General features: G+C 66.0%; 27 protein-coding genes. 10 read left to right on the forward strand and 17 right to left on the reverse strand.

Going from position 1 to position 25,466, the window contains the following annotated elements:
- Nucleotides 1–224 precede the first annotated feature (224 nt).
- On the forward strand, nucleotides 225–2,066 hold the full coding sequence (gene lepA, locus HNR07_RS00840) for a translation elongation factor 4 (protein WP_184360619.1): 1,842 nt from the start codon (nucleotides 225–227) through the stop codon (nucleotides 2,064–2,066).
- Between the two features lie 126 nt (nucleotides 2,067–2,192).
- Here lepA and HNR07_RS00845 read toward each other — a convergent pair whose 3' ends face one another.
- The 5 genes from HNR07_RS00845 to HNR07_RS00865 form a co-directional block, all read right to left on the reverse strand.
- A complete protein-coding gene (locus HNR07_RS00845; protein ID WP_184360621.1) occupies nucleotides 2,193–3,098 on the reverse strand; it encodes a sugar ABC transporter permease in 906 nt (301 codons plus the stop codon).
- Complete coding sequence (locus tag HNR07_RS00850; RefSeq protein ID WP_184360625.1) at nucleotides 3,095–4,714, reverse strand: ABC transporter permease subunit; 1,620 nt, start codon at nucleotides 4,712–4,714, stop codon at nucleotides 3,095–3,097. Before HNR07_RS00850 ends, HNR07_RS00845 begins: the two co-directional genes overlap by 4 nt.
- Entirely contained in the window at nucleotides 4,714–5,961 is a 1,248-nt protein-coding gene (locus HNR07_RS00855) for a sugar ABC transporter substrate-binding protein (protein WP_184360628.1), read from the reverse strand. Before HNR07_RS00855 ends, HNR07_RS00850 begins: the two co-directional genes overlap by 1 nt.
- A gap of 253 nt (nucleotides 5,962–6,214) precedes the next feature.
- Entirely contained in the window at nucleotides 6,215–7,444 is a 1,230-nt protein-coding gene (locus HNR07_RS00860) for a sugar ABC transporter substrate-binding protein (RefSeq protein ID WP_184360631.1), read from the reverse strand.
- A gap of 220 nt (nucleotides 7,445–7,664) precedes the next feature.
- Entirely contained in the window at nucleotides 7,665–9,266 is a 1,602-nt protein-coding gene (locus tag HNR07_RS00865) for a glycoside hydrolase family 13 protein (RefSeq protein ID WP_184360634.1), read from the reverse strand.
- Nucleotides 9,267–9,362: 96 nt separating this feature from the next.
- On the opposite strand from HNR07_RS00865, the gene HNR07_RS00870 reads away from it, so the two are divergent.
- Complete coding sequence (locus HNR07_RS00870) at nucleotides 9,363–10,466, forward strand: LacI family DNA-binding transcriptional regulator (RefSeq protein ID WP_184360637.1); 1,104 nt, start codon at nucleotides 9,363–9,365, stop codon at nucleotides 10,464–10,466.
- 136 nt (nucleotides 10,467–10,602) lie between these two features.
- Nucleotides 10,603–11,835, forward strand: a complete 1,233-nt coding sequence (hemW, locus tag HNR07_RS00875) for a radical SAM family heme chaperone HemW (protein ID WP_184360640.1) — start codon at nucleotides 10,603–10,605, stop codon at nucleotides 11,833–11,835.
- A 103-nt stretch (nucleotides 11,836–11,938) separates the two neighbouring features.
- On the opposite strand, the gene HNR07_RS00880 is transcribed toward hemW, so the two are convergent.
- Nucleotides 11,939–12,520, reverse strand: a complete 582-nt coding sequence (locus HNR07_RS00880; protein ID WP_184360643.1) for a DUF4870 domain-containing protein — start codon at nucleotides 12,518–12,520, stop codon at nucleotides 11,939–11,941.
- 30 nt (nucleotides 12,521–12,550) lie between these two features.
- Nucleotides 12,551–12,880 (reverse strand): DUF4870 domain-containing protein, encoded by a 330-nt coding sequence (locus tag HNR07_RS00885; RefSeq protein ID WP_184360646.1) that lies wholly within the window; start codon nucleotides 12,878–12,880, stop codon nucleotides 12,551–12,553.
- Here HNR07_RS00885 and HNR07_RS00890 point away from each other — a divergent pair.
- Nucleotides 12,869–13,543 (forward strand): hypothetical protein, encoded by a 675-nt coding sequence (locus HNR07_RS00890; RefSeq protein ID WP_184360649.1) that lies wholly within the window; start codon nucleotides 12,869–12,871, stop codon nucleotides 13,541–13,543. The two genes, HNR07_RS00885 and HNR07_RS00890, sit on opposite strands and share 12 nt — an antisense overlap.
- A 177-nt stretch (nucleotides 13,544–13,720) precedes the next feature.
- On the opposite strand, the gene HNR07_RS00895 is transcribed toward HNR07_RS00890, so the two are convergent.
- Nucleotides 13,721–14,569 (reverse strand): DUF3097 domain-containing protein, encoded by an 849-nt coding sequence (locus HNR07_RS00895; protein ID WP_184360652.1) that lies wholly within the window; start codon nucleotides 14,567–14,569, stop codon nucleotides 13,721–13,723.
- Between the two features lie 178 nt (nucleotides 14,570–14,747).
- Between HNR07_RS00895 and hrcA the strand changes: the two genes are divergently transcribed.
- On the forward strand, nucleotides 14,748–15,761 hold the full coding sequence (gene hrcA, locus HNR07_RS00900; RefSeq protein WP_017579603.1) for a heat-inducible transcriptional repressor HrcA: 1,014 nt from the start codon (nucleotides 14,748–14,750) through the stop codon (nucleotides 15,759–15,761).
- Between the two features lie 145 nt (nucleotides 15,762–15,906).
- Here the strand turns inward: hrcA and HNR07_RS00905 are convergent, their stop codons facing one another.
- Nucleotides 15,907–16,119, reverse strand: coding sequence for a DUF397 domain-containing protein (locus tag HNR07_RS00905; protein ID WP_312893510.1), 213 nt, complete (start codon nucleotides 16,117–16,119; stop codon nucleotides 15,907–15,909).
- Nucleotides 16,085–16,978 (reverse strand): helix-turn-helix domain-containing protein, encoded by an 894-nt coding sequence (locus tag HNR07_RS00910; RefSeq protein WP_312893511.1) that lies wholly within the window; start codon nucleotides 16,976–16,978, stop codon nucleotides 16,085–16,087. The genes HNR07_RS00905 and HNR07_RS00910 overlap by 35 nt, the downstream gene beginning before the upstream one ends.
- An 81-nt stretch (nucleotides 16,979–17,059) precedes the next feature.
- Between HNR07_RS00910 and HNR07_RS00915 the strand changes: the two genes are divergently transcribed.
- Together HNR07_RS00915 and HNR07_RS00920 are read left to right on the forward strand one after the other, a co-directional pair.
- The gene (locus tag HNR07_RS00915) at nucleotides 17,060–17,377 is read left to right on the forward strand and encodes a hypothetical protein (protein WP_246420016.1); all 318 of its coding nucleotides are present in this window, start codon (nucleotides 17,060–17,062) and stop codon (nucleotides 17,375–17,377) included.
- Entirely contained in the window at nucleotides 17,374–17,613 is a 240-nt protein-coding gene (locus HNR07_RS00920) for a hypothetical protein (RefSeq protein WP_184360658.1), read from the forward strand. Before HNR07_RS00915 ends, HNR07_RS00920 begins: the two co-directional genes overlap by 4 nt.
- A gap of 219 nt (nucleotides 17,614–17,832) precedes the next feature.
- Here the strand turns inward: HNR07_RS00920 and HNR07_RS00925 are convergent, their stop codons facing one another.
- The 4 genes from HNR07_RS00925 to HNR07_RS00940 form a co-directional block, all read right to left on the reverse strand.
- Complete coding sequence (locus HNR07_RS00925; protein WP_184360661.1) at nucleotides 17,833–18,861, reverse strand: hypothetical protein; 1,029 nt, start codon at nucleotides 18,859–18,861, stop codon at nucleotides 17,833–17,835.
- 104 nt (nucleotides 18,862–18,965) lie between these two features.
- Nucleotides 18,966–19,154 (reverse strand): hypothetical protein, encoded by a 189-nt coding sequence (locus HNR07_RS00930; protein ID WP_184360664.1) that lies wholly within the window; start codon nucleotides 19,152–19,154, stop codon nucleotides 18,966–18,968.
- Between the two features lie 8 nt (nucleotides 19,155–19,162).
- Nucleotides 19,163–19,705 (reverse strand): histone-like nucleoid-structuring protein Lsr2, encoded by a 543-nt coding sequence (locus HNR07_RS36005; RefSeq protein WP_184360667.1) that lies wholly within the window; start codon nucleotides 19,703–19,705, stop codon nucleotides 19,163–19,165.
- Between the two features lie 73 nt (nucleotides 19,706–19,778).
- Nucleotides 19,779–20,117 carry a hypothetical protein gene (locus HNR07_RS00940; RefSeq protein ID WP_184360670.1) on the reverse strand — a complete coding sequence of 113 codons (339 nt, stop codon included), beginning with the start codon at nucleotides 20,115–20,117 and terminating at the stop codon, nucleotides 19,779–19,781.
- A 411-nt stretch (nucleotides 20,118–20,528) separates the two neighbouring features.
- Between HNR07_RS00940 and tnpC (HNR07_RS00945) the strand changes: the two genes are divergently transcribed.
- Nucleotides 20,529–21,968, forward strand: coding sequence for an IS66 family transposase (gene tnpC / locus HNR07_RS00945; protein ID WP_184360673.1), 1,440 nt, complete (start codon nucleotides 20,529–20,531; stop codon nucleotides 21,966–21,968).
- 152 nt (nucleotides 21,969–22,120) lie between these two features.
- On the opposite strand, the gene HNR07_RS00950 is transcribed toward tnpC (HNR07_RS00945), so the two are convergent.
- Together HNR07_RS00950 and HNR07_RS00955 are read right to left on the reverse strand one after the other, a co-directional pair.
- Entirely contained in the window at nucleotides 22,121–22,483 is a 363-nt protein-coding gene (locus tag HNR07_RS00950) for an effector-associated constant component EACC1 (protein WP_184360676.1), read from the reverse strand.
- 66 nt (nucleotides 22,484–22,549) lie between these two features.
- Nucleotides 22,550–22,795 (reverse strand): hypothetical protein, encoded by a 246-nt coding sequence (locus tag HNR07_RS00955; protein WP_184360679.1) that lies wholly within the window; start codon nucleotides 22,793–22,795, stop codon nucleotides 22,550–22,552.
- A gap of 45 nt (nucleotides 22,796–22,840) precedes the next feature.
- On the opposite strand from HNR07_RS00955, the gene tnpC (HNR07_RS00960) reads away from it, so the two are divergent.
- Nucleotides 22,841–24,340 (forward strand): IS66 family transposase, encoded by a 1,500-nt coding sequence (gene tnpC, locus HNR07_RS00960; protein ID WP_221318653.1) that lies wholly within the window; start codon nucleotides 22,841–22,843, stop codon nucleotides 24,338–24,340.
- Nucleotides 24,341–24,354: 14 nt separating this feature from the next.
- On the opposite strand, the gene HNR07_RS00965 is transcribed toward tnpC (HNR07_RS00960), so the two are convergent.
- Nucleotides 24,355–24,678, reverse strand: coding sequence for an effector-associated constant component EACC1 (locus HNR07_RS00965; protein ID WP_184360685.1), 324 nt, complete (start codon nucleotides 24,676–24,678; stop codon nucleotides 24,355–24,357).
- A gap of 155 nt (nucleotides 24,679–24,833) precedes the next feature.
- Here HNR07_RS00965 and HNR07_RS00970 point away from each other — a divergent pair, with 155 nt between their 5' ends.
- Nucleotides 24,834–25,466: a hypothetical protein gene (locus HNR07_RS00970; RefSeq protein ID WP_184360687.1), complete on the forward strand. Its 633-nt coding sequence runs from the start codon at nucleotides 24,834–24,836 to the stop codon at nucleotides 25,464–25,466.

The following is a 25,466-nucleotide window of genomic DNA, read 5'->3' on the forward strand; positions in this document are numbered from 1 at the left end:
GTCCCAGGTCGCATAATCTGGACACAGGTCCCGCGCTCGCGCCCATACTGCCGCATCCGTCCCGGCCCCATCCGGTGAGGACGGCACCGGCGCCGTGGGATGATGAAAGATGCCGTGCGTCGGTGGTGGTCCCACCACCTTCCGCGGCGGGGCGGCGCCACCTCAGGCGCAGCGGCGCCACCTCGGCGCACACGACCCGGACCCAACCCTGTGAACGGAGCACGGTGGCACAGCCGAACTGGACCGATCCCGCGCTGATCCGCAACTTCTGCATCATCGCGCACATCGACCATGGCAAGTCGACGCTGGCCGACCGGATGCTCCAGATCACCGGGGTCGTCGAGGACCGCCAGATGCGCGCCCAGTACCTGGACCGGATGGACATCGAGCGCGAGCGCGGCATCACGATCAAGTCGCAGGCGGTGCGCATCCCGTTCACCGCGTTGGACGACCAGACGTACACGCTGGACCTCATCGACACCCCCGGCCACGTCGACTTCACCTACGAGGTGTCGCGTTCCCTGGCCGCCTGTGAGGGCGCGGTCCTGCTGGTCGACGCCGCGCAGGGCATCGAGGCGCAGACCCTCGCCAACCTCTACATGGCGCTGGACAACGACCTCACGATCATCCCGGTCCTGAACAAGATCGACCTTCCCGCGGCCCAGCCCGAGAAGTACGCCGAGGAGATCGCCGGGATCATCGGCTGCGAGCCCTCCGACGTGCTCAGGGTCAGCGCCAAGACCGGTGAGGGCGTCGAGGAGCTCCTCAACGAGATCGTCAACCAGATCCCCGCGCCGGTCGGTGAGGCCGACGCCCCGGCCCGCGCGATGATCTTCGACTCGGTCTACGACACCTACCGCGGTGTGGTCACCTACGTGCGGGTCATCGACGGCAAGCTCAGCCCGCGTGAGCGCATCCAGATGATGTCCACCAAGGCCTCCCACGAGATCCTGGAGATCGGGGTCAGCTCGCCCGAGCCGACCAAGAGCCAGGGCTTGGGCGTGGGCGAGGTCGGCTACGTCATCACCGGTGTGAAGGACGTGCGCCAGTCCAAGGTCGGTGACACCATCACCACCCTGAACAAGCCCGCCACGGAGATGCTCGGCGGCTACCAGGAACCCAAGCCGATGGTGTTCTCGGGCCTGTACCCGATCGAGGGCACCGACTACCCGGTGCTGCGCGACGCCCTGGAGAAGCTCCAGCTCAACGACGCCGCCCTGGCCTTCGAGCCGGAGACCTCGGCCGCCCTGGGCTTCGGTTTCCGCTGCGGCTTCCTCGGCCTGCTCCACCTGGAGATCACCCGAGCGCGCCTGGAGCGCGAGTTCAACCTCGACCTCATCTCCACCGCGCCCAACGTGATCTACCGCGTGGACATGGAGGACGGCGCCGAGCACGTGGTGACCAACCCCAGCGAGTTCCCCACCGGCAAGATCGCCGCGATCTACGAGCCGATGGTCAAGGCCACCGTGCTCAGCCCCTCCGACCACATCGGCCAGATCATGGAGCTGTGCCAGGAGCGCCGCGGCGAGCTCCAGGGCATGGACTACCTGTCCGAGGACCGCGTGGAGATGCGGTACACGCTCCCCATGGCGGAGATCGTCTTCGACTTCTTCGACGCCCTCAAGTCCCGGACCAAGGGGTACGCCTCCCTGGACTACGAGCCCATCGGCGAGCTGCAGGCCGACCTGGTCAAGGTCGACATCCTCCTCCAGGGCGAGGCGGTCGACGCGTTCTCCGCGATCGTCCACAAGGAGAAGGCCTACCCCTACGGCGTCGAGATGACCAAGAAGCTGCGCGAGCTCATCCCGCGGCAGCAGTTCGAGGTGCCCATCCAGGCCGCCATCGGTGCCCGTGTCATCGCCCGTGAGAACATCCGCGCCATCCGCAAGGACGTGCTCTCCAAGTGCTACGGCGGTGACATCAGCCGTAAGCGCAAGCTGCTGGAGAAGCAGAAGGAGGGCAAGAAGCGGATGAAGATGGTCGGCCGGGTCGAGGTGCCCCAGGAGGCCTTCATCTCCGCGCTGTCCACCGACACCAGCGGTGCCGAGGACAAGAAGAAGAAGTAGTAGTCGCGTCCGGCCCGGCGGGCACACCGCCACCCGGACCCCAGCAGGGCCGCTACGTGACGAAGGAGGGGCGCCCCCCTACGGGGAGCGCCCCTCCTCGCCTGTGCCCTCGTGTATCCGCCGGACCTAGCCCTTGACCGCTCCGGCGGTCAGGCCGTCGCTGATGTAGCGCTGGAGGAACCAGAACACGATCAGCGTCGGCAGGGACAGCATGATGGCGCCCACCGCGAACATCCCGAAGTTGGCGTTGCGCTGCGAGGCCACCAGTTGGTAGAGCCCCAGCCCCAACGTCTTGGCGTCGGTGTCCCGCAGGAACACGCTCGCCATCAGGAACTCGTTGATGGTGGCGATGAACACCAGCAGTGCCACGATCGCCAGTACCGGGGTCACCAGCGGGAGCATGATCCGGAAGAACACCTGCGCGTGCGTGGCACCGTCGATCTGCGCGGACTCGTCCAGCTCCTTCGGCACGGTGTCGAAGAAGCCCTTCATCAGCCACGTGTTGATGCTCAGCGCACCGCCCAGGTAGACCAGCAGCAGACCCCAGCGGGTGTCGAAGCCGATCGCCGGGTAGAGCTCCCCGATGTTGGAGAACATCAGGTAGATCGCCACGATCGCCAGGAACTGCGGGAACATCTGGATGATGAGCAGGCCGATCAGGCCCACCCGCCGACCCTTGAACCGCATCCGGCTGAATGCGTAGGCGGCCAGGGCCGAGAGCATCACCGTCACCACCGCGTTGGTGAGCGCGAAGAACAGCGAGTTCGCGTACCAGGTGGTGAACGGCGTGTTCTGGAACAGGTCCTGGGCGTTGGCCAGGCTCGCTCCGGTCGGCCACAACTGTGAGCTGCTCAGGGTGCCGACCGGGTTGAGCGCGGCCGAGACCACGAACAGCACGGGGAAGACCGCGAAGGCCGCGACCACCCACATGACCGCGTGCCGCCAGCCCAGGCGCTGTGCCCACAGCGCGAACCGGGTGGCGCCGCTGCGCCGGTAGGGCGTGCGCACCGCGTCAGGAACGGTAGCCGTCATCGGTCCACCTCCTTGAGTGCCTTGCTCCGGCTCAGACTGACGATGGAGATCACCGAGACGATCAGGAAGATCATCACCGACAGCGCCGCCGCGTACCCGTACTGGGCCGTGGCCTCGCTGAAGGCCAGCCGGTAGGTGTAGGTGATGAGCAGGTCCGTGCCGCCGGCCGTGGGGTTGTCCGGTGAGAAGGGGCCGCCCCTGGTGATCAGCCACACCGCGTTGAAGTTGTTGAAGTTGAACGCGAACGTGGCGATGAGGATCGGGGTCATGGCGACCATCAGCAGCGGCAGGCTGACGTGCCGGAAGGACTGCCAGGGTCCCGCGCCGTCGATCTGCGCGGCCTGGCCCAGCTCACGCGGGATGGCCTGCAGGGCACCGGTGGCCACCAGGAACATGTACGGGTAGCCGAGCCACACGTTGGTGAGGATGACCGCGGCGCGCGCGGTCCACACGTCGCCCAACCAGTCGACCTGGAGTCCGAGCATCCGGTTGAACAGCCCGAAGTCGGTGTTGAACATGTCCCGCCACAGCAGGTACATGGCCAGCGAGCTCATGGCGTACGGCAGGATCACCAGGACGCGGTAGAAGGTCTTGCCGCGCATCCTGGGCACGTGCAGGGTCATGGCGACCGCCAGGCCCACCACGAAGACCAGACCGGTGACGGCCACCGCGAAGGTGATGTTCCACAGCAGGATGCCGAAGAACGAGCTGGCGAAGGTCGGGTTGAGCAGGAAGCGGGCGAAGTTGTCGAGCCCGACGTTGACCTGCCAGCCCTGGGCCAGCCGCTGTCCGTCCTCGTTGTAGAAGGCGCCGCGGTCGTTGTCGGCCGTGTAGACCTCGCCGGTCTCGGTGTCGGTGACGCAGTCGCAGGCCTCGTCGTAGACCCGGATGGCACTGCCCTCGAAAGCGCTGGACAGGCCGCTGGAGCGGATCCCGGCGCCGTCCCGGGTGGGGACCGCGAACTCCTGGAGTTCGTCGCTGCGCGCGTTCACCTCGGCGGGGGAAAGGAGCGTGTACCCGAACGCGTCGGTCACCTTCCCCGCCTGGTCGACGTCGGCGCCGCGGAGCTCGCTCAGCCCCTCGTCGGTGCCCGCGTAGGCGTTGCCCTCGGAGTCGGTGAGCAGGAAGACCAGCTCGCCGGTGTCGGGGTCGCCGGTGGTGGCCACGGTGAGGACGTATTCGGGGGAGTCGGGGTCGCGGGTGACCGAGAACGCCTCGATGGCGGCGATCGCCCGGTCCTTGTCGCCCCGGTGGCCGTCACTGAGGTTGGTGACCGAGGTGCTCATCGTGTAGAGCACCGGGATGATCTGGAAGGCCAGGAGGAAGACCACACCCGGTACGAGGTACTTCGCCGGGACGGTGCGCTTGGACAGGTAGACGTAGTAGACCAGGCCGACCACCGCGACGACCAGGCCGATGCCCCACCAGTTCCCGGCCACGTACAGCGGCAGGACCGCCCACACGCCCAGGGCGGTGAACAGGCTGAGCAGAGCGATCTTGACGAGTTGCCCGACGATCGACCCGTTGGCGGCGAACCGCCCCCCGGGCAGCGGTGGACGGGCGGGCGCCCCCTGGGAGGGGGCGCCCGCGCTGTCGGGGCTGGAGGAGGCCACCACTACTCGCCGATCTGCTCGGCGATGGTGTTGTGGGCGGCCTCCATGGCCTCGCGGACGTCGTTGCCCGCGATGGCCTGGGCCTGGGCCTGGCCCAGCGGCTCCCAGGTCTCACCCATCTCGGGGATGGACGGCATCGGCATGCCCTCGGCACCGGCCTCGGCGATCGCCGCGATGTTGGGGTCGTCGGCCGAGACGGACTCCAGGGCCTCGGTCTGCACCGGGGTACGCGGGTCGGCCTCGTAGAGGCTGAGGATGAAGTCGGTGGAGGTGACGTAGTTGGTCACGAACTCCTGGGCCAGGGCGCTGTTGGCGCTGCCCTCGGTGACGAAGAACGCCTGGTAGCCGATGTAGGGGCTGGCCGGGTTCTCGCCCTCGAAGCCCGGGATCGGGCTGATCTCGAAGTCGATGCCCGCCTCGTTGGCGTCACCGATGTTCCACGGACCGGCGATGAAGAAGGGCGCCTCCTCCTCGTAGAAGAGGTTGGCGTCGTTCTCGGTGTCGATGGAGCGGCGCAGCACCCCCTCGCCGTCCTCGCCGTACTCGGCGATCTTCTCCATGGCCGCGATGGACTCGTCCGAGCCCACGCCCAGGTCCGAGGGGTCCCAGGTGCCGGTGTCGTCCTGGCCGAACAGGTAGCCGCCCGCGGAGGTGAACAGCGCGTTCATCCGGAAGGGCTCGCCCTCCTGGCCCACGGCCATGGCCAGGACCTCGCTGGTGTCGCCCGCGTCCTTGAGCCCGGTGCCGACCTCGACGAGCTCCTCGAACGTCTCCGGGGCGTCCGGGGCCAGGTCCGTGTTGCGCATCAGGAAGATGTTCTCCTGCGAGTACGGGACACCGAAGAGCTGTCCGTCGAAGGAGAGCGCCTCGATGGCGGTCTCGTCCACGCCGCCGGCCTGGTCGCCGGTCAGTTCGACCGGGGTGACGGCGCCGTTGCGGACCAGGTTGCCGGTCCAGTCGTGCGCGCCGATGAAGATGTCGGGCGCGTTACCGGCCTGGTGGGCGTTGAGCAGGTCGCCCTGGATGTCGTCGAAGGCCAGGCCCTGGACGTCCACCTCGATGCCGTTGGCCTCGGCGAACTCGGCGGCCGCGCCCTGGATGGCGTCGGCGCGCTCGGGGTCGGACCAGATGACGAGCGTGCCCTCTGCGGTGCCCTCGTCGCCTCCGTCCGAGTCGTCGCTGTTGCACGCTGTCGCCATAAGGGCGATCGCGGCGATACCGGCGACCGCTGACGCGCTGCGGGATCTCATGGTGTCTTCCTTCCGGGAGGACTGATCGGAGGTGCTGAGCATGCGGTCCACCGGCGGAACCGGGTCCGTTGCGGGCATGCTTGGTGATGTGACGTTAGCAATAACTTGCAGCCTTTGAAAGGCTTTGCAGTCGCTGTGGATAAAGATGTGGAAACACCCCGGAAACGGAAAGGTGTTTCCTCCCGAAGGGTGCCTTCATCGTCGCTCTGGGTGAGAAAAACGTGGTCGTTTGACCCTCGCCCCGGCCGCGGAGCTACTCTCCGAAGCCCTCGACGATCAACCGCTCGGCCTCGGCCAACGCCTCGGCGGGGTCCGCGCCACCGATGATGTCCGCGCTGGCCTGCGAGAACGGGCTCCAGACCAGTTCCATCTCGGGGATCGCGGGCATCGGCAGCCCACCCTCGCCCGCACGCTGGAAGGCCTCCAGGTTCGGGTCCTGGTCGGTCACCATCTGCAACGCCTCGTCCAGGGCGGGCACTCGCGGGTCCGCCTCGTGCAGGATCACCGAGAGCTCGGGGTCGTCCAGGATCGCCTGGGCCAGGCTCTGCCCGAGATCCGGGTCGCTGGCCCCGGAAGCCACGTAGAACGCCTGCACACCGATCAGCGGACGGGCCTTGGCCCCCTCAGCGAACGAGGGCACCGGGTCCACCGCGAACGGTACGCCCTCCTCCTGGGCCGAGGCCACGCTCCACGGGCCACTGACCAGGAACGGAGCCTGCCCGGAGGTGAACAGGGAGGTCGCGTTGGCCGAGTCGGTGGACCGGTTCAGCACCCCTGAACCCTCCTCCCCGAGCTCGGCCAGCAGCTCGAAGGCGGCGATCGACTCCGGAGCGGCCACACCCAGGTCCGTGGGATCGGGGTCGCCCGAGGCGTCCTCGCCGAACAGGTAACCGCCAGCCGAGGTGAAGAAGGGGTGGATGTGGTAGGCGTCGCCCTCAACGCCCACCTGAATGCTCAGCGCCTGGCTGACCGAACCCGAGTCCACCAGGTCCGTGCCGGTCTCCAGCATGTCCTCCAGCGAGGTCGGTGCCTCCGGGGCCAGGTCCGTGTTGCGGAACAGCGCCAGGTTCTCGGTGGCGTAGGGAACTCCGTAGACCTCGCCCTCGTAGCTGACCGCGTCCACGGCACCGGGCGAGAACAGGTCGGCGTCCCCGGACTCCAGTCCGACCGGCACGATCGCCCCGGCGGCGGCCAGCTCACCGGTCCAGTCGTGCGGTCCCACGAGCAGGTCCGGGCCCAGTCCGGTGGCGTGCGAGCTCAGGAAGCTGGCGCGCAGCTCCTCGTGGTCCACGACGATCACCTCCACCGGGCGGTTGGCGTCGCGGGCGAAGGCCTCGGCGAAGGTCCGCATGGCCTGGGCGCGGTCCTCGTCGGCCCAGATGGTCAGCGGAATCGACGAGTACTCGTCGACCTCGTCGGCGGCGGAGCAGGCGGTCAGGGCGAGCACCAGACCCGCCGAACACAGGGAAAGTCGTGACCTCATGGCGGTCTCCAGGGGTGACTGGCGGGGCCCGGGCTAACGGGCGGGAGGGTGCCCCGCGGATGAAGGGGAAAAGGGAGGAGGGGCAGGCGAAGGGGTGAAGAAGAGGAGCCGCGCGTAGGCGCGGGCTCAGGCGTGCGCGTGCGCCTGAGCGGGAACGCGCAGACGGGTGCGGGTGCCGGACGGCGGGTGGGTCGTCCGGCACCCGGAAATCAGCGCCGGATCAGGCGCGCAGCCACACCGAGGTCTCGGCGGGCAGCGACAGCGTGCCACCGGACAGCTCGGCGCCCGGGCCGCTGGCCACCAGGACCTCACCGGAGGCGGACAGCTCGACCGCCGCGTCGGTCAGGTTCACCGCGACCCGCACACCCGGCTCGCGCTCGAAGTACAGAACGCCCTCGGGAGAGTCGAGCCAGCTCATCGAGCCGTCGCCCAGGGCGTCCAGCTCGCGGCGCAGACCGAGCGCGGTGGTGTACAGCTCCAGCGTCGAACCCCGAACCCCGCGCTGGGCGGAGCGCGCCAGGCCCGCCCACGCCTCGGGCACCGGCAGCCACGGCGTGGTGCCCTCGGGGCCGAAGCCGAACGGTGCGGCCTGACCCTCCCACGGCAGCGGTACGCGGCAGCCGTCGCGGCCGCGCTCGGTGCGGCCCGAGCGCTCCCACGTGGGGTCCTGGAGGGACTCCTCGGGCAGGTCGGTGACCTCGGGCAGGCCCAGCTCCTCGCCCTGGTAGAGGTAGACCGAACCGGGCAGGCCCAGCATCAGCAGGGTGGCCGCACGCGCCCGGCGCAGCCCCTGCTCGCCGCCGCCGAAGCGGGTCACGTGCCGGGTGACGTCGTGGTTGGACAGCACCCACGTGGTGGTCGCGCCCACGGCGCCGTTGGCGGCCAGCGAACCGTCGATCACCTCACGCAGTCGCGCGGCGTCCCACGGCGCGGTGAGGTACTCGAAGTTGAACGCCTGATGCAGCTCGTCCGGGCGCAGGTAGCGCGCCACCCGCTCGGCGTCCTCCACCCAGGCCTCGGCCACCATCGTCCGGTCGCCCGGGTACTCGGCGGCGATGCGCGACCAGCGGCGGTAGATCTCGTGCACGCCGTCCTGGTCGAAGTAGGGCAGCGAGGTGCTGCCGTCGAGCAGATCGGCCTTGGCGTCGGGGTCGATGTCGGGCAGGGCCGGGTCCTTGACCATGCCGTGCGCCACGTCGATCCGGAACCCGTCCACGCCCCGGTCCAGCCAGAAGCGCAGGACGTCGTCGAACTCGTCGTGCACCTCCTGGTTGGTCCAGTCGAAGTCGGGCTGCTCGGCGTCGAACAGGTGCAGGTACCACTGCTCGGGGGTGCCGTCCTCGGTCTTGAGGCGGGTCCAGGCCGGGCCGCCGAAGATCGATTTCCAGTTGTTGGGCGGCTCGTCGCCGCCCTCACCCCTGCCGTCCCGGAAGATGTACCGGGCACGGGCGGCACTGCCCGGCTCGGCCGCCACGGCCTCGCGGAACCAGCGGTGCGCGGAGGAGGAGTGGTTGGGGACCACGTCGATGATCATCCGGATGCCCAGCTCGTGGGCGGTCGCCAGGAGGGCGTCGAAGTCCTCCAGGGTGCCGAAGCGGGGGTCGACGTCGCGGTAGTCGGCGACGTCGTAACCGCCGTCGGCCAGCGGCGAGACGTAGAAGGGGGTGAGCCAGATCGCGTCCACGCCGAGCTCGGCCAGGTGCGGGAGGCGTTCACGGATGCCCGCCAGGTCGCCCTCCCCGTCCCCGTTGGAGTCGGCGAAGCTGCGCACGTAGATCTGGTAGATGGCGGCCTCGCGCCACCAGTGCGACTGGTGCTTCATCTGCGGGGGTCCTTCCGGGTCGCGTCTGCAAGTTCTTGCGCAAGATTACCGCCAACTTTCGTCCCTGTGACGGTAATCTCGACTAGAGTTGTCCGCATGGGTCCACGACTTGCCGACATAGCGCGGCACGCAGGCGTCAGCGAGGCAACCGTCTCGCGGGTGCTCAATGACAAGCCCGGCGTCGGCAGCGACACCCGCAAAGCCGTCCTGACCGCGCTCGACGTGCTCGGATACGAGCGCCCCGCCCGACTGCGGCAGCGCTCCGCCGGACTGGTCGGCATGGTGATCCCCGAACTCGACAACCCGGTCTTCCCGATGTTCGCCCAGGCGGCGGAGGGAGCACTGGCCCAGCGCGGGTACACCCCGGTGCTGTGCACCCAGACCCCGGGCGGGATATCCGAAGACGAGTACGTGGAACTCCTCCTGGAGCGCAACGTCTCCGGCATCCTCTTCGTCTCCGGCAAGCACGCCGACACCACGGCCTCGCACGAGCGCTACCAGACCCTGGTCTCCCGCCGCCTGCCGATCGTGCTCGTCAACGGCTACACCGAGTCCATCCCCGCGGCCTTCATCTCCGCCGACGACCGCGAGGCCGGACGCCTGGCCGTCAACCACCTGGCCGCCCTCGGCCACACCCGTATCGGCTTCACCAGCGGCCCCGAACGCTACGTCCCGGTCCGCCGCAAGCTGGAGGGCTTCCACCAGGCGCTGGCCGAGCACGGCCTGGACGGAGACGGCCTCGTCGAACTCTCCCTGTTCGGCGTGGAGGGCGGCCACGCCGCCGCTGTCCGCCTCATCGAACGCGGCGTCACCGCGATGGTCTGCGGCTCCGACATCATGGCGCTGGGCGCCATTCGCGCGGCCCGCCAGCGCGGCCTGCGCGTCCCCCAGGACTTCTCCGTGGTCGGTTACGACGACTCCCAGCTCATCGCCTTCACCGACCCGCCGCTGACCACCGTCCGCCAGCCGGTCAACGCCATGGCCATGGCCGCCGCCCGCGCCCTGTGCGACGAGATCGCCGGACACCCCGTCTCCCACGCCGAGTACGTCTTCGACCCCGAACTGGTCGTACGCGGCTCCACCGCAGCCGCCCCGGTCGCCCCCGCCGTCTCCGTGCCCGGACCGGTCACCCCCGAGGCCCGCGTGAACAGCCCCGCCCCGCCGCGCCGCGACCCCCAGGAAGCCGCCCAGGGCCGCTGAGCCCCGGAACCCGCACGTACGAGCACTGGGCGCGCGCTGCGCGCACGCACCCCTCAGAGCGGTCCTTAGCCGAACCGGGCCGCGACCTTCTGCCACCCGTGCCAGGGCACAGCGCGGGGTCGGCGACACTGGAGACATGCCATCCGTAGCCCTCGACGGCGAACCCGTGCCCCGGACCGGGGAACTTCCCGAACCCTCGCTCGCCCAGATCGGGGAGCGCCCGCTCGGGTTCTACGTCCACGTGCCCTTCTGCGTCACCCGCTGCGGCTACTGCGACTTCAACACCTACACCGCCGACGAACTCCTCTCCCGCGACGGCACCGCCACCGCCTCCCGCGAGACCTACGCGGAGCAGGCCGCGGCCGAGGTCGCACTGGCCGACCGGGTCCTGACCGGCGACCGTCCCCGCGTCAGCACCGTCTTCGTCGGCGGCGGTACACCCACACTGCTGTCACCCGAGGACCTCGGCCGCGTTCTCGGTGAGATCCGCGAGCGCTTCGGGCTCACCCCCGACGCCGAGATCACCACCGAGGCCAACCCCGAGACCGTCGACCCCGACTACCTCGCCCGCCTGCGCGCGGCCGGGTTCACCCGGGTCTCCTTCGGCATGCAGAGCGCCCAGCCGCACGTGCTCAGGATCCTGGAGCGCGGCCACACCCCGGGACGCCCCGAAAAGTGCGTGGCCTGGGCGCGCGAGGCCGGTTTCGAGCACGTCAACCTCGACCTCATCTACGGCACCCCGGGGGAGAGCGACCAGGACTGGGCGGCCTCCCTGGAAGCCGCGATCGGTGCCGGACCCGACCACGTCTCCGCCTACTCCCTGATCGTCGAGGACGGCACCCGGCTGGCCGCACGCGTCCGGCGGGGCGAACTCACCGAACCCGACGACGACGCCATGGCCGACCGCTACCTCATGGCCGACGAGGCCCTGGCCGGGGCCGGGTACACCCCCTACGAGGTGTCCAACTGGGCCCGCAGCACCGAGGGCCGCAGCGCGCACAACATGCTCTACTGGACCGGCGGCCACTGGTGGGGGGTCGGCCCGGGCGCGCACAGCCACGTGGGCGGAACCCGCTGGTGGAACGTCAAGCACCCGGCCGCCTACGCCGCCCGCCTGGCCGCGGGGGACAGCCCGGCCCAGGCCCGGGAGGTCCTCACCGAGGCCGAACGCCGCTTCGAACGCGTCCTGCTCGAACTGCGGGTGGACGGCGGCTGCCCGCTGGACCTGCTGGACGCCCACGGGCTGTCCGCGGCCGAACGCCTGGTCGGCGAAGGGCTCCTGGACGCGCGGGCGCACGCCGATGGCCGCGCGGCGCTGACCCGGCGGGGGCGGCTGCTCGCCGACGCCGTGGTCCGCGACCTCACCTGAGACCCCCCGAGCCGTCCCGGGCGGGAAGCACCGGGAGGACTGACGCGACGAAGGGGCCCGGCGCGATGCCGGACCCCTTCGGTGTCGATCGCGGGGATCGGTGCTACTTGACCCAGCTGACGTTGAACGGGTAGCGGTACCACTCGCCCTTGTTGGCAGCCATCGCTCCCATGATGCCGAAGACGATCGCGCACACCCAGAACGCCAACTGGAGGAGCGCGCCGATGAGGATGACGTACAGCACCATCGAGATCAGGTAGCCGATCAGCAGCAGGATCTGGAAGTTCAGCGCCTGCGCGGTCTGGTCGCGGACGAACGGCGACTCGTCCTTCTTGATCAGGTACAGGACCAGAGGCCCGAGGACGCTGAAGAGGATGCCGCTCAGGTGGCTGAGCAGACCCATCGTCCGCTCGTCCTGGTTCGGCTGCCCCGTGACCGCGGAGGAGTCGCCGAAGCCGGGGCCGGGAGCGTAGCCGCCGGGCTGCCCGGGGTAACCGCCCTGACCGTGAGGAACACCGTAACCGCCGGGCTGACCGGGTTGGGGCTGCCCGTAGCCGCCCTGGCCGGGGTAACCGCCCTGATGCGGGTCGGCCGGGGACGGGTATCCGCCGGACGGACCCTGGTCGGGCTGCTGGCCGCCCCGGTCGTAGGGATCATCCGGGTTCGGGTTGTTCTGATAGGACATGACGATTCCTCGGTTTCGGGGGACTCGGTTCTACTTCAGGAGCCGGATACTCGCCGGATAGCGGTACCACGCTCCCTTGTTCGCTCCTGATGCTCCTATGACGCCGAAGACGATGGAAAGGATCCATACGAGGGCGATGAGCAGGTAACCGATCCAGGAGAGGTTGGGGAAGAAGATACCCAGACCGAAGAAGGCCACGCCCGCGAACACGTACGGGATGAGCATGGTGATCTGGAAGTTCGCCGCTTCTGACGCGTGGTGGCGGACGAACTGTGACTGGTTCCGCTTGGCGAAGTAGATCGCCAGCGGCGGGATCCAGCCCAGGCAGGCGATGACGAAGCCGGACAGGTGGGCCAGCATCGCGACCAGAATGTCGTTGCCGCCACCCGGAGCCTGCGGCTGCGGCTGTTGGCCGAAACCGGCCTGCGCACCGCCGGGCTGTCCGTAGGCCCCGGGCTGGCCGAACTGCGGCTGTTGGGCCTGCGCCGGCTGGCCGTACTGCTGCTGGCCGGGCTGGGGCTGCTGTCCGTACTGCTGACCGTAACCGGGCTGGGGCTGTCCCGGCTGCTGTCCGTAACCGGGCTGGGGCTGTCCCGGCTGCTGTCCGTACCCCGGCTGTGCGCCGCTGGGCTGACCATAGGGCTGCTGCGGCTGCTGCTGGGGCTGACCGCCCGAGGGCTGGCCCCACGCGGGCTGAGCGCCGCTCTGCTGCCCGTACTGCTGTTGGCCGGGCTGGGGCTGCTGTCCGTACCCGGGCTGTGCGCCGCTGGGCTGGCCGTACCCGGGCTGCTGCGGCTGGCCGTACGGCTGCTGTCCGGGCTGCTGCCCCGGCTGGGGTTGCTGCGGCTGAGCCTGCGGTTGGCCAGGCTGTCCCTGCTGCTGGCCGTACCCGGGCTGCGGCTGCTGAGGCTGCCGCGCCTGGCCGGGATCCTGCTGCGGCGGGTACTGCTGCCCCGGCTCTTCGTCAGGGGACGGGGGACTGGACGGGGTCTCGCTCATGCTCTTCCTTGGCTCCGCTGTTGAGGGGCGTGTGATGTGCTGCCCGAACCGGTCGGGCCGTACCGACGACCGCGGAGGGCCGGAGGCTGTCGTTGTGTCCGCCGGGAAACCGGCAAAGGGGACCACGGGGATCCGAGGCCCGCTCGTCAGACGACGCGGTGGGACAATCCTAGTGTTCCGCGCGCCGGGAGACCGGTGCCCTCAGAGCTCCGCGGGTTCCGTCTCGTGCGGGCCCGTGACGAAGTCGATGAGCTCCTCGACCCGTCCCAGCAGCGAGGGTTCGAGATAGCCGTAGCCGCGGACCGAACCCAGGATGCGGCGCCAGGCCTCACCCGTCTCCATCCGCCAGCCCAGGGCGTCCACGACGCCCTCCTTCCACGGCAGGCCCCGAGGCACCTCGGGCCAGGCCCCGATACCCACCGCACGCGGCCGCACCGCCTGCCAGACGTCCACGTAGGGGTGCCCGACCACCAGCACGTCCGAACCCCGGACGCGCTCCGCGATCCGGCTCTCCTTGGACCCCGGCACCAGGTGGTCCACCAGGACCCCCAGACGGCGTCCCGGCCCGGGTGAGAACTCCGCCACGACGGCCGGGAGGTCGTCGATCCCCTCGAGGAACTCCACGGCCACGCCCTCCACACGCAGATCGTGGCCCCAGACCTTCTCGACCAGCTCGGCGTCGTGGGCGCCCTCCACGTAGATCCGGCTCTCCCGAGCGGTGCGCGCCCGCGCGTCGGCCACCGCGATCGATCCCGAAGCGCTGCGCAGCGGCCCCTGGGGCGCGGCGGCCGGACGCACCAGCGTCACCGGCTCCCCGTCCACCAGGAAGGCGGCCGGGCCCAGTTCGAACACCCGGCGGCGGCCGTCCCGGTCCTCCAGGGTCACCGCGGCCTTGTCCCAGGACACCACGGCACCGCAGAACGTCTCGTCGGCGTCCTCCACGACCAGGTCGCGGCTGAGGGGTATCTCGCGTACCGCACCCTTCTTGGGCCGTCGCCAGTCTCCCGCCAGAACGTCGCGGCCGTAACGGCCGGTTCCCTTGGTAACCACGGTGGTGCAGTCTACCGATGAAGGCGGCCCCGCGCCCGGTAGCGGGCGGCGCACGTCGCCGGTCCCCTCGGGAAGAAGCGGTCCCCGTACCCGTGTTACTACTTGCTGGTAGCCGTGCGGGTTTGCGGCCGGGCATAGAATTAGCACTGAGGACCTTGGAGTGCCAGGAGGTGGCGAGTTGCTGGATGAGCGCAAGCTCGCGGTCCTGCGTGCCGTCGTCGAGGATTTCGTCAACACCAACGAACCCGTGGGTTCACGGGCGTTGGCCGACCGGCACCCCCTCGGTGTCTCCCCGGCGACCATCCGCAACGACATGGTCGCCCTGGAGGAGGACGGGTACATCCACCAACCGCACACCAGTGCGGGGCGGGTGCCCACCGACAAGGGCTACCGGCTCTTCGTCGACCGCCTCTCCTCGGTCAAGCCGCTCTCGGCGGCCGAGCGGCGCGCCATCGAGTCCTTCCTCGGCGGCGCCGTGGACCTCGACGAGATCGTCGCCCGCACGGTACGGCTGCTCGCGCAGCTCACCCGGCAGGTCGCGATCGTCCAGTACCCGTCGCTGACCCGCTCGTCGGTCCAGCACGTGGAACTGGTGCCCCTCGGCAGCCAGCGCATCATGATGGTCGTCATCACCAACACCGGGCGGGTCGAGCAGCGCGTGATCGACGGACTGGGAACGGTCAGCGAGAACGCGGTCAACGACCTGCGCGGCATGCTCAACCGGGCCATCGCCGGGAAGCACCTCGGAGACGTCCCGGACGCGGTGGAGGACCTGCCCGCGCAGGTCGCGCCGGAGGACCGCCCGGTCGCGGTAGCGGTCCTGTCGGTCCTGTTGGAGAGCCTCGTCGAGCGGCACGAGGAGAAAATCGTTCTGGCGGGCACCGCGAACCTCGCGGCCGTCGACTTCGCGGCGAGCCTGCGGGACGTGCTCGAAGCACTGGAGGAGAACATGGTCCTCATCCGTTTGCTCGGTGAGGCGAAGGACCCCTCGATGCTCACGGTGCGCATCGGCGCGGAGAATTTCCACGAAGGCCTTCGGTCCACTTCCATCGTGTCGGCCGACTACGGTGTGGGAAACCAGTCGCTGGCCAAGATCGGTGTGGTGGGACCCACCCGTATGGACTACCCAGGGACAATGGGCGCCGTCCGTGCGGTGGCTCGGTATGTCGGACAGATTTTGGCAGGACAGTAACTCAGTGGCCCTGTGACCTGTGCCGATGACCTCCAGCAGGGGGTTGAACGCTTTGAATATACCTTGCTGGTACGACATGCTGAAGCCCCCACCAGGAGAGGCCGGTGAGGGCTTTGAGAGAGGCTGTGGCGGCTCCTGAGGACTCCTAGGAGGCCTTCCCCTTCACGGCTCCCAGGAGAGCCGCCCATTCGGTCTCAGAGGCCTCCAGGAAGCCCAGGGTGCGGTTCTGAGTGTCCCTCATCGCCGCTCCGTTGCTGGTCTTGTGAGCCTCAACGCAGTTTCCACCGTTGCCGTGGGAGTAGCTGGACTTCTTCCAGTCATCGCTAAGCCCCATCTTGGGACCCCCTTCGGATCTCATACAGCCGCTTCAGCGACTTCTCTACCGACAGAGCCGCACCTTGTAGGTCTCCAAAGAGCCTATCGAACCTCCTTACCACCTTCGGATCGGTCACCATCGAACCCGAGATCGCATCCTCCACGTACAGCGTGTCCGGCCTGTCTGCAAAGGTCAGCAGCGAGAAGGAGGAGGTTGAGGGGGGCTGTTCACAGTCGGTTGGGATGATGTGCAGCCGAACGTTGGTCTCCACCGCTTCCACCAGTCGATCTAGCTGTTTAGCCATGATCTCTGATCCTCCGATGCGTGCGGTTAGTGCGGCTTCGTTGAGGATCAACACCATTCGTGGAGCCTGGTCAGACTTCCACAACAGTTGGCGGCTCATCCGGCCTTCAACCATCTCCTGAACCTTGCTATCGGTCTCCAAAGGATTGTTAGCCCTGATGAGCGTGTGAGCGTAGGGTTCAGTCTGGAAGAGGCCCGGGATGACCACGGTCTCAAACTCTCGGATGAGGACTGCCCGGGGTTCGGCCTTGACCCGTTCCCCAAGCCACTCGGGATACGCCTTGCGGTTGCTGAGGCGTTCCCAGAGAGAGGCAAGCTCACCACCAGCCCCCACCAGCTCATCCAACTGGGCAGCCATGTCACGGCTTGGCCAGTAGGTGCCCTTCTCGAATCCCGAGATCAGTGAATCAGAGCACGTGAGAACAGCAGCAAGGGACACTTGGGTCTTTCCCGCCACAGAACGGAAACGCCTGAACTCGGTTCCCCACTCCTTGGCATGTGGCTTGACCTGCCTCTTTGTCATTTTTCCACCTCTCGCAACCACAATCTCAGCAGCCCTTACCGGTTCTCTCAGATTTTCGCACCTCTCCAAGATCACTAGGTTTCATTGTCTCCCTCTCCCATCATCGAAATCCAGCCCCCGACTTTCGGACGTGACACAAGGGGCTAAAGGGATCAGTTGGAGGAAGACGACATGACACCACGGGAAGCCGCTAAGAGGCTCTGCCTGGAGCTGGACAGATTCGGACTCAAGACCCTGCCTCACCGACACGGCAAGATCGTCATCACCAAGGGCAAGCAGTCTCAGACCGTGATGCTCAGGCCGACCAACGATGAAGGCAACGGTGCCTTTCACTGGTTCTGGGTGTGGGACGGCTTCCGTACCGATGGGGGAGTCGAGGCCGACCGTGGTCCCAAGATGGGGGAGGAAGCCGACTTCGCCCGACGCATCCACAACGTCATGGAAATCCCTGCGATGGGAGACGTGTCGGCATGAACAGCACCAACGGTAACCTGTGGTTCCGGGCTGAGGTCTCCGAAGAAGTGGCAGAGCGTCTGTCTGAGACTTGGGGAGTGGAGCGAGACGGCCGGTACTTGATGTGCACTGCCTCAGGGCTCTTCAACCTCAAGGCCGAACTGAGGGGATCTTCCCTCTTCGTGGGAGATGGCGGGGCTGTCCTCTCAAGGCCCGGACACAAGATGATCATGTTCCAAGAGAACAAAGGTCGGTAGCCGCCCAGAGCCCCACGAAATCCGAAGAGCCCTCTCCTGAGATCCCCGTAGGAGAGGGCTTTTCCTGTGTGCGTCCTTAAGAACACGCATATAGCACGTCAACAGGGTTTGTACATGGCTCAGATACCCGATTTGTACACTGTGGGTTCACGGATAATCCAGGGAAGATACAGGGGATGTACAGGCTGGACACCAGGAGATTCATCCCAGATACACGGATCAGCTCATGTAGTGGTTGTAACAGCTCTGACACCAGGGATGTCCATCGGTTACAGGCACAAGATCCCCGCATCCTCCACAGTATTCAACATCCCGAAAGGTCTCCACACAGGCAAAGCACATGTTCGTCTTGTTGTCCAGCTCATCAACTACGACATCAAGGACCAGCGTGTCTTGTCCGCACTCAAAACAGGCGTGCCTGGGGTCACGTTCGCCTTCGGATACCAGGGTGTGAATGGAGTAACCGCATGAGAACTCAGCATAGCGCTCTACCAGGCGGTGAAGGTCCCACTCCTGAGGGCAGAAATAGCACTTATCCACAGTGTCCGAGACGATCAATGAGAAGTTCTCACAGTCCGGACAGTGAACCCTAGATCCCGGAACCGTCTGAAGTTGGGGTTCCAAACGTTCCAAGCGCTCCTTGACGAAACGTTGGATCTGGTTGAGTCCTTCCCGGATCTCATCTAGCTCCTGGGCCACCGCATTGCTGACCTCTCCCTCAAGTTTGGGGTAGAGGTCTTCATCAATGAACCAGATCAGGAAGTCAAGAACTTTGGCAGCCCTCGCCTCCAGGGCGTTGACCGAATCGACATGTCCCCAGTGCTGTAGAGCGTTCCTGCTATTGACGAGATAAGTCAGTTCCTTGCGCTCGTCATCAGAGATCTTGATGCCGACGATTTCGATCAACCTACGGACTGCCTCATCCGGGGTAACGCTCTGGAAGTTCCCACTGTTGTAGCTCTCCCTCTTGGCCTTGTTGGAGTCCTTGAAGACCAAAGACCAGTGCTCAAGCTGAAGTCGGCTCTTGAGGAGGACTTCAACAGCGGCCTGAAGGTGGAGCACCACGTATTTCAGGTTCCGGGGGTCCTGCTCAGTCTCATGTTTGGTCAGCAGATCTACGACACTGGAGAGGTAGTCAATCCCGTTCCTCAGAGGAGGGAAGAGGAAGTCAGTCTTCTCCTCAGGGCTCTGGGATTTCTTCGCCTTGGACTTCTTAGGCTGGTTCATTCCTTCGGTTCCAACTCTCACAGGGGGTCCTGAGGACGATTCTAGCGCACGAAAAGGCCCTCCCATGGACTCACTTCAGGAAGAGCCTCTCAGTGGTGCTACGTGGCACTCAGGGCCCCATGGGGCTACTTGTCCCTGATGTCTTTGAGTCTCCTGTCCATCAGGTCCTTCAGCTCCACATTGCTCTTTACCACGGCCATGCTGGCAATAATGCCAGCCCTTTCAGTATCCCCGTCCTTGGTCAGACGCAAAGCCAAGTCACAGAGCATCCCAGAACTCATGCCCTTCATTTCTTCAAATTTCTCAGGAACCACGATTCCTCCTACGCTTTGGTCTTCAGGTCAGCCTGGAGTCGGGTGAAGTCCAGGCCCTTGATGTCGCTCTGAGGGAGCTCTGACTCATCCTCCAGGAGCTTGTGAGCCCACTTGGCGAACTCCGAGTCAGTGAGCATCGTGGCCTTGGCAGGACCCTCAGAGGACATCGATCCCGTGGACAGGAGCTTCAGGGCTTGGCCCTGGGCACCAGCACTCGGGGAGGGAGTACCGGACTGGTACGCCTCCAGGATGCTGTTGGGAATCCTGCTCCTCTCGTTGACCGGGTAGCCGTTGGCCTTGGCCCATGCCCGGATCTGCTGTAGCTGATGGCGAGACTGAGTAGACCGGGTGGTAGAGGCCTCGGCTCGGGGAAGAGTCTGCTGCTTCCTACCGGCCTCCAGGAAGGGCTTGAGAGCAGCCCTCAGCTTGCCCTGGTTGGCCTCTGACAGATCGATCTCATAGACGTTGGAGTCCAGGGCGAACTGAACCGTGCCCTCAGCCTCAGAGCCGTCTAGATCATCCACGAATGTGACGACTTGCTTACGCGCCATGTAGTGCCTCCCCGTGATTGGTTTTGGGCATCCTACTAGCAACAAAGACCGGGGAATCCAAAAATCGGGTGAGTTAGATGTGTCCTTTCTCCTTGGCGTTGTGGACAAGATCGGACAGAGCCTCTGTGTAGCTGTCCCCCCTGCCCTCTACACGAGCGGCCTCAAGATCGTACTCCTCAAAGAACTCAGCCCGCTTCCTCTGGTACTGCTGAGTCAGGGTTTCGTTCTCCACATCAGCTTCAACAGGCTGCTCAGTCTCACGACTGGCAACGGCTAGGAAGTACTTGGGAGCATCGAAAGGGTTCGGGTAACCCTCCCTGCTAGCGCTAGCCTTCCACTTCATCCGGATCTCTACCTTGAAGTAGGCCCGTGCAAGTGCTTCCAGGCCCTCAAGAATCTCGGTATCGGTCATGGTTCCCCCTCTGTCATGGGCAGCTCGATACTGCCCAAGGGGAACTTCCCCCTGAGAGACATGGCTCAACCCCTTTCCCGGGGCCGGATGGTGGGTTCCCCGACTCATCGGAGAGGGTTCTCAGCTCATCTACGGGTATTAAAACCAAGTTCTCGTACCACTGATCACAAAGTGGCCGTTATCAATAGAGGGTTCATAAAAAACAGGCCTCATCATTTGGGATGTCTTGATATAGGGGGTTTCCCCAAAATGATTCCCATTTGCCCTGGGTTATGGGGGGTCACATGGAATCCAAAATGTCAAATTGGTCTACCCATGCTGAACGCTCCTCAGATCGTGACTGTTCAGGTCTCTCGGGCGGGTTGATCGGTTTGCCTGCGCGGCACGCGCCTAGCCTGTAACGATGAGCCCGTGACCTCCTCCGACCAGCCCGCGCCCTCCTACGAGGAGCTCGCCGCGCTGGTCGTTGAGCAGGCAGCCACGATCACCCAACTCCGCGCTGATCTGTCCCAAGCCAACGAGCGCATCGCCGAGCTTCAAGCCCGACTGGACAGCGACTCCACGAACTCCTCCAAGCCTTCCTCCACGGACCCCTTCGTCAAGCCGAAGCCGAAGTCCCAGCGCCGCCGCACCGGCCGCAAACCCGGCGGGCAACCCGGCCACCCAGGCCAAACGCGCGCCCAAACCCCGGACCCCGACCACGTGCTGGAACACCACCCCCACACCTGCGGTGGGTGCGGAGGAGACCTGGCCGGATCCGAGCAGACCGGGCTGGTGCGCCGCCAGGTCGTGGACCTGCCCCCCATCAAACCCACGGTGACCGAGCACCAGATGATCGAGCACACCTGCGCCTGCGGGGAGCGCACCCGAGCCAGCGCCCCCGAGGGGATCAACGCTCCGGTCCAGTTCGGAGCGAACGTGCGCGCGATGATCTGCTACCTGTACCTGGGCCAGTTCCTGTCCGCCAAGCGCACCGCCCAAGCCCTGTCGGACCTGGTGGGATGCCCCGTGTCGGCGGGCACAGTCGTGGACACCGCACGCCGGGCCGCCACCGCGTTGGAGGCCTTCACTCGCGCCGCCACCGAGGAGATCGCTTCCGCCCAGGTGGCGCACTTCGACGAGACCTCGCTGCGGGTGGGCGGGGGCCTGGTGTGGGTGCATTCGGCCTCCACCGGCAAGTGGAGCCTGCTGAGCGCCCACCCCAAACGCGGCACCGTGGGGATGGACGCCGCCGGGGTCCTGCCCGCCTTCGCTGGGTTGGCGGTCCATGACGCCTGGGCCCCCTATGACACCTATAAGGGTGTGGCCGCTCATGTGTTGTGCAACGCCCACCTGCTGCGCGAGTTGCAAGCGGTCCAGGACGCGGCTGGGGAGGGGGTGTGGTGCTGGGCCGGGCAGGCCGCTGACGCGCTGCGTCAGATGAAGCGCCTGGTCGATGCGCACCTGGCCACGGTCTCCTCGCTGGAGGGAATCGACACCGTGCGTTTGGACGGGCTGGGTCACCAGTGGCGCAGCGCGGTGGCCATCGGCCTGGCCCAGACTTCGGGCCGGGAGTCCAAGCTGGTGGCCAAGTTCCACGCGTTGGCCAGGCGGATGCGCGACCGGGAAGCGGATTACCTGCGGTTCACGGTCGATGAGCGGGCCCCGTTCGACAACAACGCGGCCGAGCGCGAGGTGCGGATGGTCAAGGTCCGCCAGAAGGTCTCGGGGTGCTTACGGTCCCTGGCCGGGGCCGAGTGGTTCTGCGCGGTGCGCTCCTATATCGCGACCGCCGCCAAGCACGGTATTGGCATGTTCGACGCCCTGGTCCACCTGGCCCAGGGCGAGTGCTGGATGCCCGAAACAGCTTGAGTCTTCTTCAGGACACCTGAACAGTCACCTCAGATCAACGCTGAGCGCATTAAATTCATCAGGCAAGACCAGTTCATCATTGGTCATCCTCAAGCCAGAGCAACATGAAGTGCGCACGCCAAAGACCCCGAGTACTCGGCCTGGGGCTCTGGTCATGACTGGCGTTTGCGCTTGGCTGACTCCTCATCCTTGAGGACCACGCTCTCTTCTGGGATCTCCACCTTGGAGGCCTGTTCGATCCGATCAAAGACCTCCTGTGTGTAGCCCTTGGGATCTAGGAGATCGGTTCCTTTGACCTTCCATTTCTTCCCCGACTTGTCAGTCATCTCCACCGTCACGTCTGACCTACGGTTCTTCAGCCATGTCACTAGGACTGTCGCTGTAGCTCCGATGAACGGACTAGCCAGTACCAGACCCATGAGGGAGTCGGCTTGGACGACGTGCCCGCTGGCATTCACACTCATGGTGTTGCTGACCTCTTGGGGCTCAGTGGGGGAGTGCTCAGGATCGCTCATGGGCTTCACAGTAGAGGTTGTGGTCTCACTCTCTCCCCGACTTCCCCCGATTCCGGAGCGTGGATCTCAGGCGGTCTCCTGGGTATCCTCCCCCGACTTTGACTCAGGCTTCTTGGTGGGTCTGGTGATCCCCTCCATGCGCTTCCTGAAGTCAGACATGTCTGTGCTGAAGATGTCGCCGAAGTCGTTGCGCACCACACGAGTCTTACGGCCCTCTTGGAAGAAGTAGGTGTCCCCGGTGAGGACTTCGGTGACCTCCACGTGCTGTGAATCGTTGATGATCTTCAGAGTGCGCTCTGTGTAGGTAAGCATTCAGTTGCTGGGTTCGCCTGACAGGGCGACACTGGACCAGGCACGATGTCCACCATGCCGTCGGGACTGGAGACCGCCTCGCGTGAGGACCTGCTCGCGCTGATCGGTGTGCTCCACGAACAAAACACCGCCCTGCGCCAGCACCTGGCCCAGCAGACCGAAGAGATCACCCGCCTCAAGGCCGAGAACGAACAGCTCCGAGCCGACAACGCGCGTCTGACCACCCGGGTCGCGCAGCTCGAACGCCGCCTGGGACGCAACTCCGGCAACTCCTCCCTGCCACCCTCCTCGGACCTGTTCGACAAGCCCGAACGCGCACCCGCCAAGAAGAGCGCCCGCAAACGCGGACGCCAACCAGGCGCTGAAGGCTTCGGACTGCCTATGGTCGAAAACCCCGACCAGGTCCACGACCATCTGCCCGCCACCTGCACCGGGTGCCACGCCGAGCTGGACCCGGCCTCCTCCATTGGCTACCAGCGCCGTCAGGTCCGCGACATCCCCCTGGTCACGGTGCAGGTGAGTGAGCACCGCGCCCACACCTGCGCGTGCCAGTGCGGAAGCATCACCCAAGCAGCGATGCCCCAGGAACTGGCCGCCTCCCCTTCCTCCTACGGCCCCCACCTGCGCACCCTGGCCGTCTACCTGCTCGTGTTCCAGCACATCCCGGTGGAGCGCACCGCACAGCTCATCAACGACCTGACCGGCGCGAAGGTCTCCACCGGATGGGTGTCGCATCTACTGGGCGAGGCCCATGCTCTGGTCAGCGACAGCCTCAACCTGATCCGGGCGTTGCTCACCCTGGCCCACGTGCTGCACGCCGATGAGACCACCACCCGCATCAAGGACCAACGGTGCTGGTTGCATGTGGCCTGCAACGAGCACCTGACCCTGCTGGGTCTAGCTCCGCGTTCACGAGCCGGGGCGAACACGTTGGGGGTACTGCCGGGCTTTACCGGCACCCTGGTGCACGACTCCTTGGCCTTGTACTCGGGTTACACGTGCGCCCACCAGCTGTGCGGGGCGCACCTGATCCGCGAGCTCACCGCTGCCGAACAGGACCACCCCGGCCAGCACTGGCACCGTCAGATCCGGTCCGCGCTGGCCACCTTGGCCCGCGAGGCGGGGCGTGTGCGCTGCGGCCAGGCCGAGCACATCCCCGCCGGGGTGCTCCTGGCCCAAGGGGAGTTGTTCCACCACGGCATCGCGGTCGGGCTGTCCTGCCATCCCCGGGCCCAAGGAAGGAAGCAATCACCGGCCCGCAACCTGCTCGAGCGTCTGCGGGAGCGGGCCGAGCAGGTGTTGGGCTTCTCCGACCGGCCCCACCTGGTGCCCTTCACCAACAACCTCGCCGAAAGAGCGCTCAGACCCCTCAAGACCCAGGTGAAGATCTCCGGTTGCCACCAGTCCCGTCAGGGGGCGGCGGCCTGGCTCGGGGTGCGTTCCTACATCGACTCGGCCCGCAAGCACGGGGTGAGCGCGTTCGAAGCGCTGCGCCGGGCGTTCACCGGACAGTTGTGGATGCCGCCCATCCCCGCCTCCGCCTGACCAGCTAAGGCCATCTACCCTCCGCAGTCCCCAACGCCTTCTGAATGCTTACCTGTGTAGCCCTGGGGGTCAAGGAGCTTGTCTGTATTGACTTCGTAGACCTGTCCCGAAGGGTGGATGGCCTTGATGGTCACGGTGGAGCGACGCTGACGCAACCACGTGACGATCATGGTGGTGAGTGCGGTACCAGCCGCACTGGTGGCACCGATGAAAGCAGGGCTGTCCATCACGGATGCCGCTCCACTGAGGATCGCTCCCAGGTCGTTGTTGATCTGACCCTGGCTGCCTCCACCGATCATGGGTCCGTGTCCGAATGAGGGGGAACTAGGCTCGTTCATGCCTACAAGGTAAGCCAATGCAATGACAGTGGTCTGAGTTCTCCCCAAACCTTCCCCGATCTCCGGATTGGGACTGGTGGGGTCATCGGGTCATCGGCGAGCAGGCATCGAAAAAATATGGGGACATCATCCCTCGGGGCTGGGATGATGTCCCCATGTACCAGTACATCCCGGAACCCCTGAACCTCGATGATGAAGCTCTCGTGCCAAAGCACTGGCCTAAAGGTGGGCAACAGCTCTTTAGGTCTGAGGGTGCATGGCACGAACTCACCTTCTTCACGGACTCCAGGGAGTGGATTGACTATGTGTGGAGTTTCCGCTCTGCCGCTGAGATGATGTATGAAGCTGCCTTTGCGGTCGGTGCTCCGGAATACCGGAGGGAGGATGTATTCATCCCCTATGCCTTTCTTTGGAGGCATTATGCCGAGCTGTCACTGAAGGCGCTCATAGCCATCCACTCTGGGTTCTTGGGAAAAGAACTCGATCACAAGAAGCTTGCTGGTACTCATAGCCTTGCCCAGCTTTGGAACTGGTTTGAGCCTCTGGATGCAGAGGCGTTGCCCAATGAGTCTTCTGAAACGAGGAGAAACGCTGGAAAAATTATTGCGCACCTCCAGAAGATCGACCCGAAGTCAATGCAGTTCAGGTATCCGGTGGATAAGGAAGGAAATCCGCACTTGGAGGGTCTGGATCGACTGGATATGCAGAACTTTCACAAGGTGATGCTCTCGTACTCGACCTGGATCGAATCTGTTGCAGAAGCAATCGCCCATCTGTCTGAAGCGTAA

Source organism: Nocardiopsis metallicus, from assembly GCF_014201115.1.
Lineage (GTDB): Bacteria > Actinomycetota > Actinomycetes > Streptosporangiales > Streptosporangiaceae > Nocardiopsis > Nocardiopsis metallicus.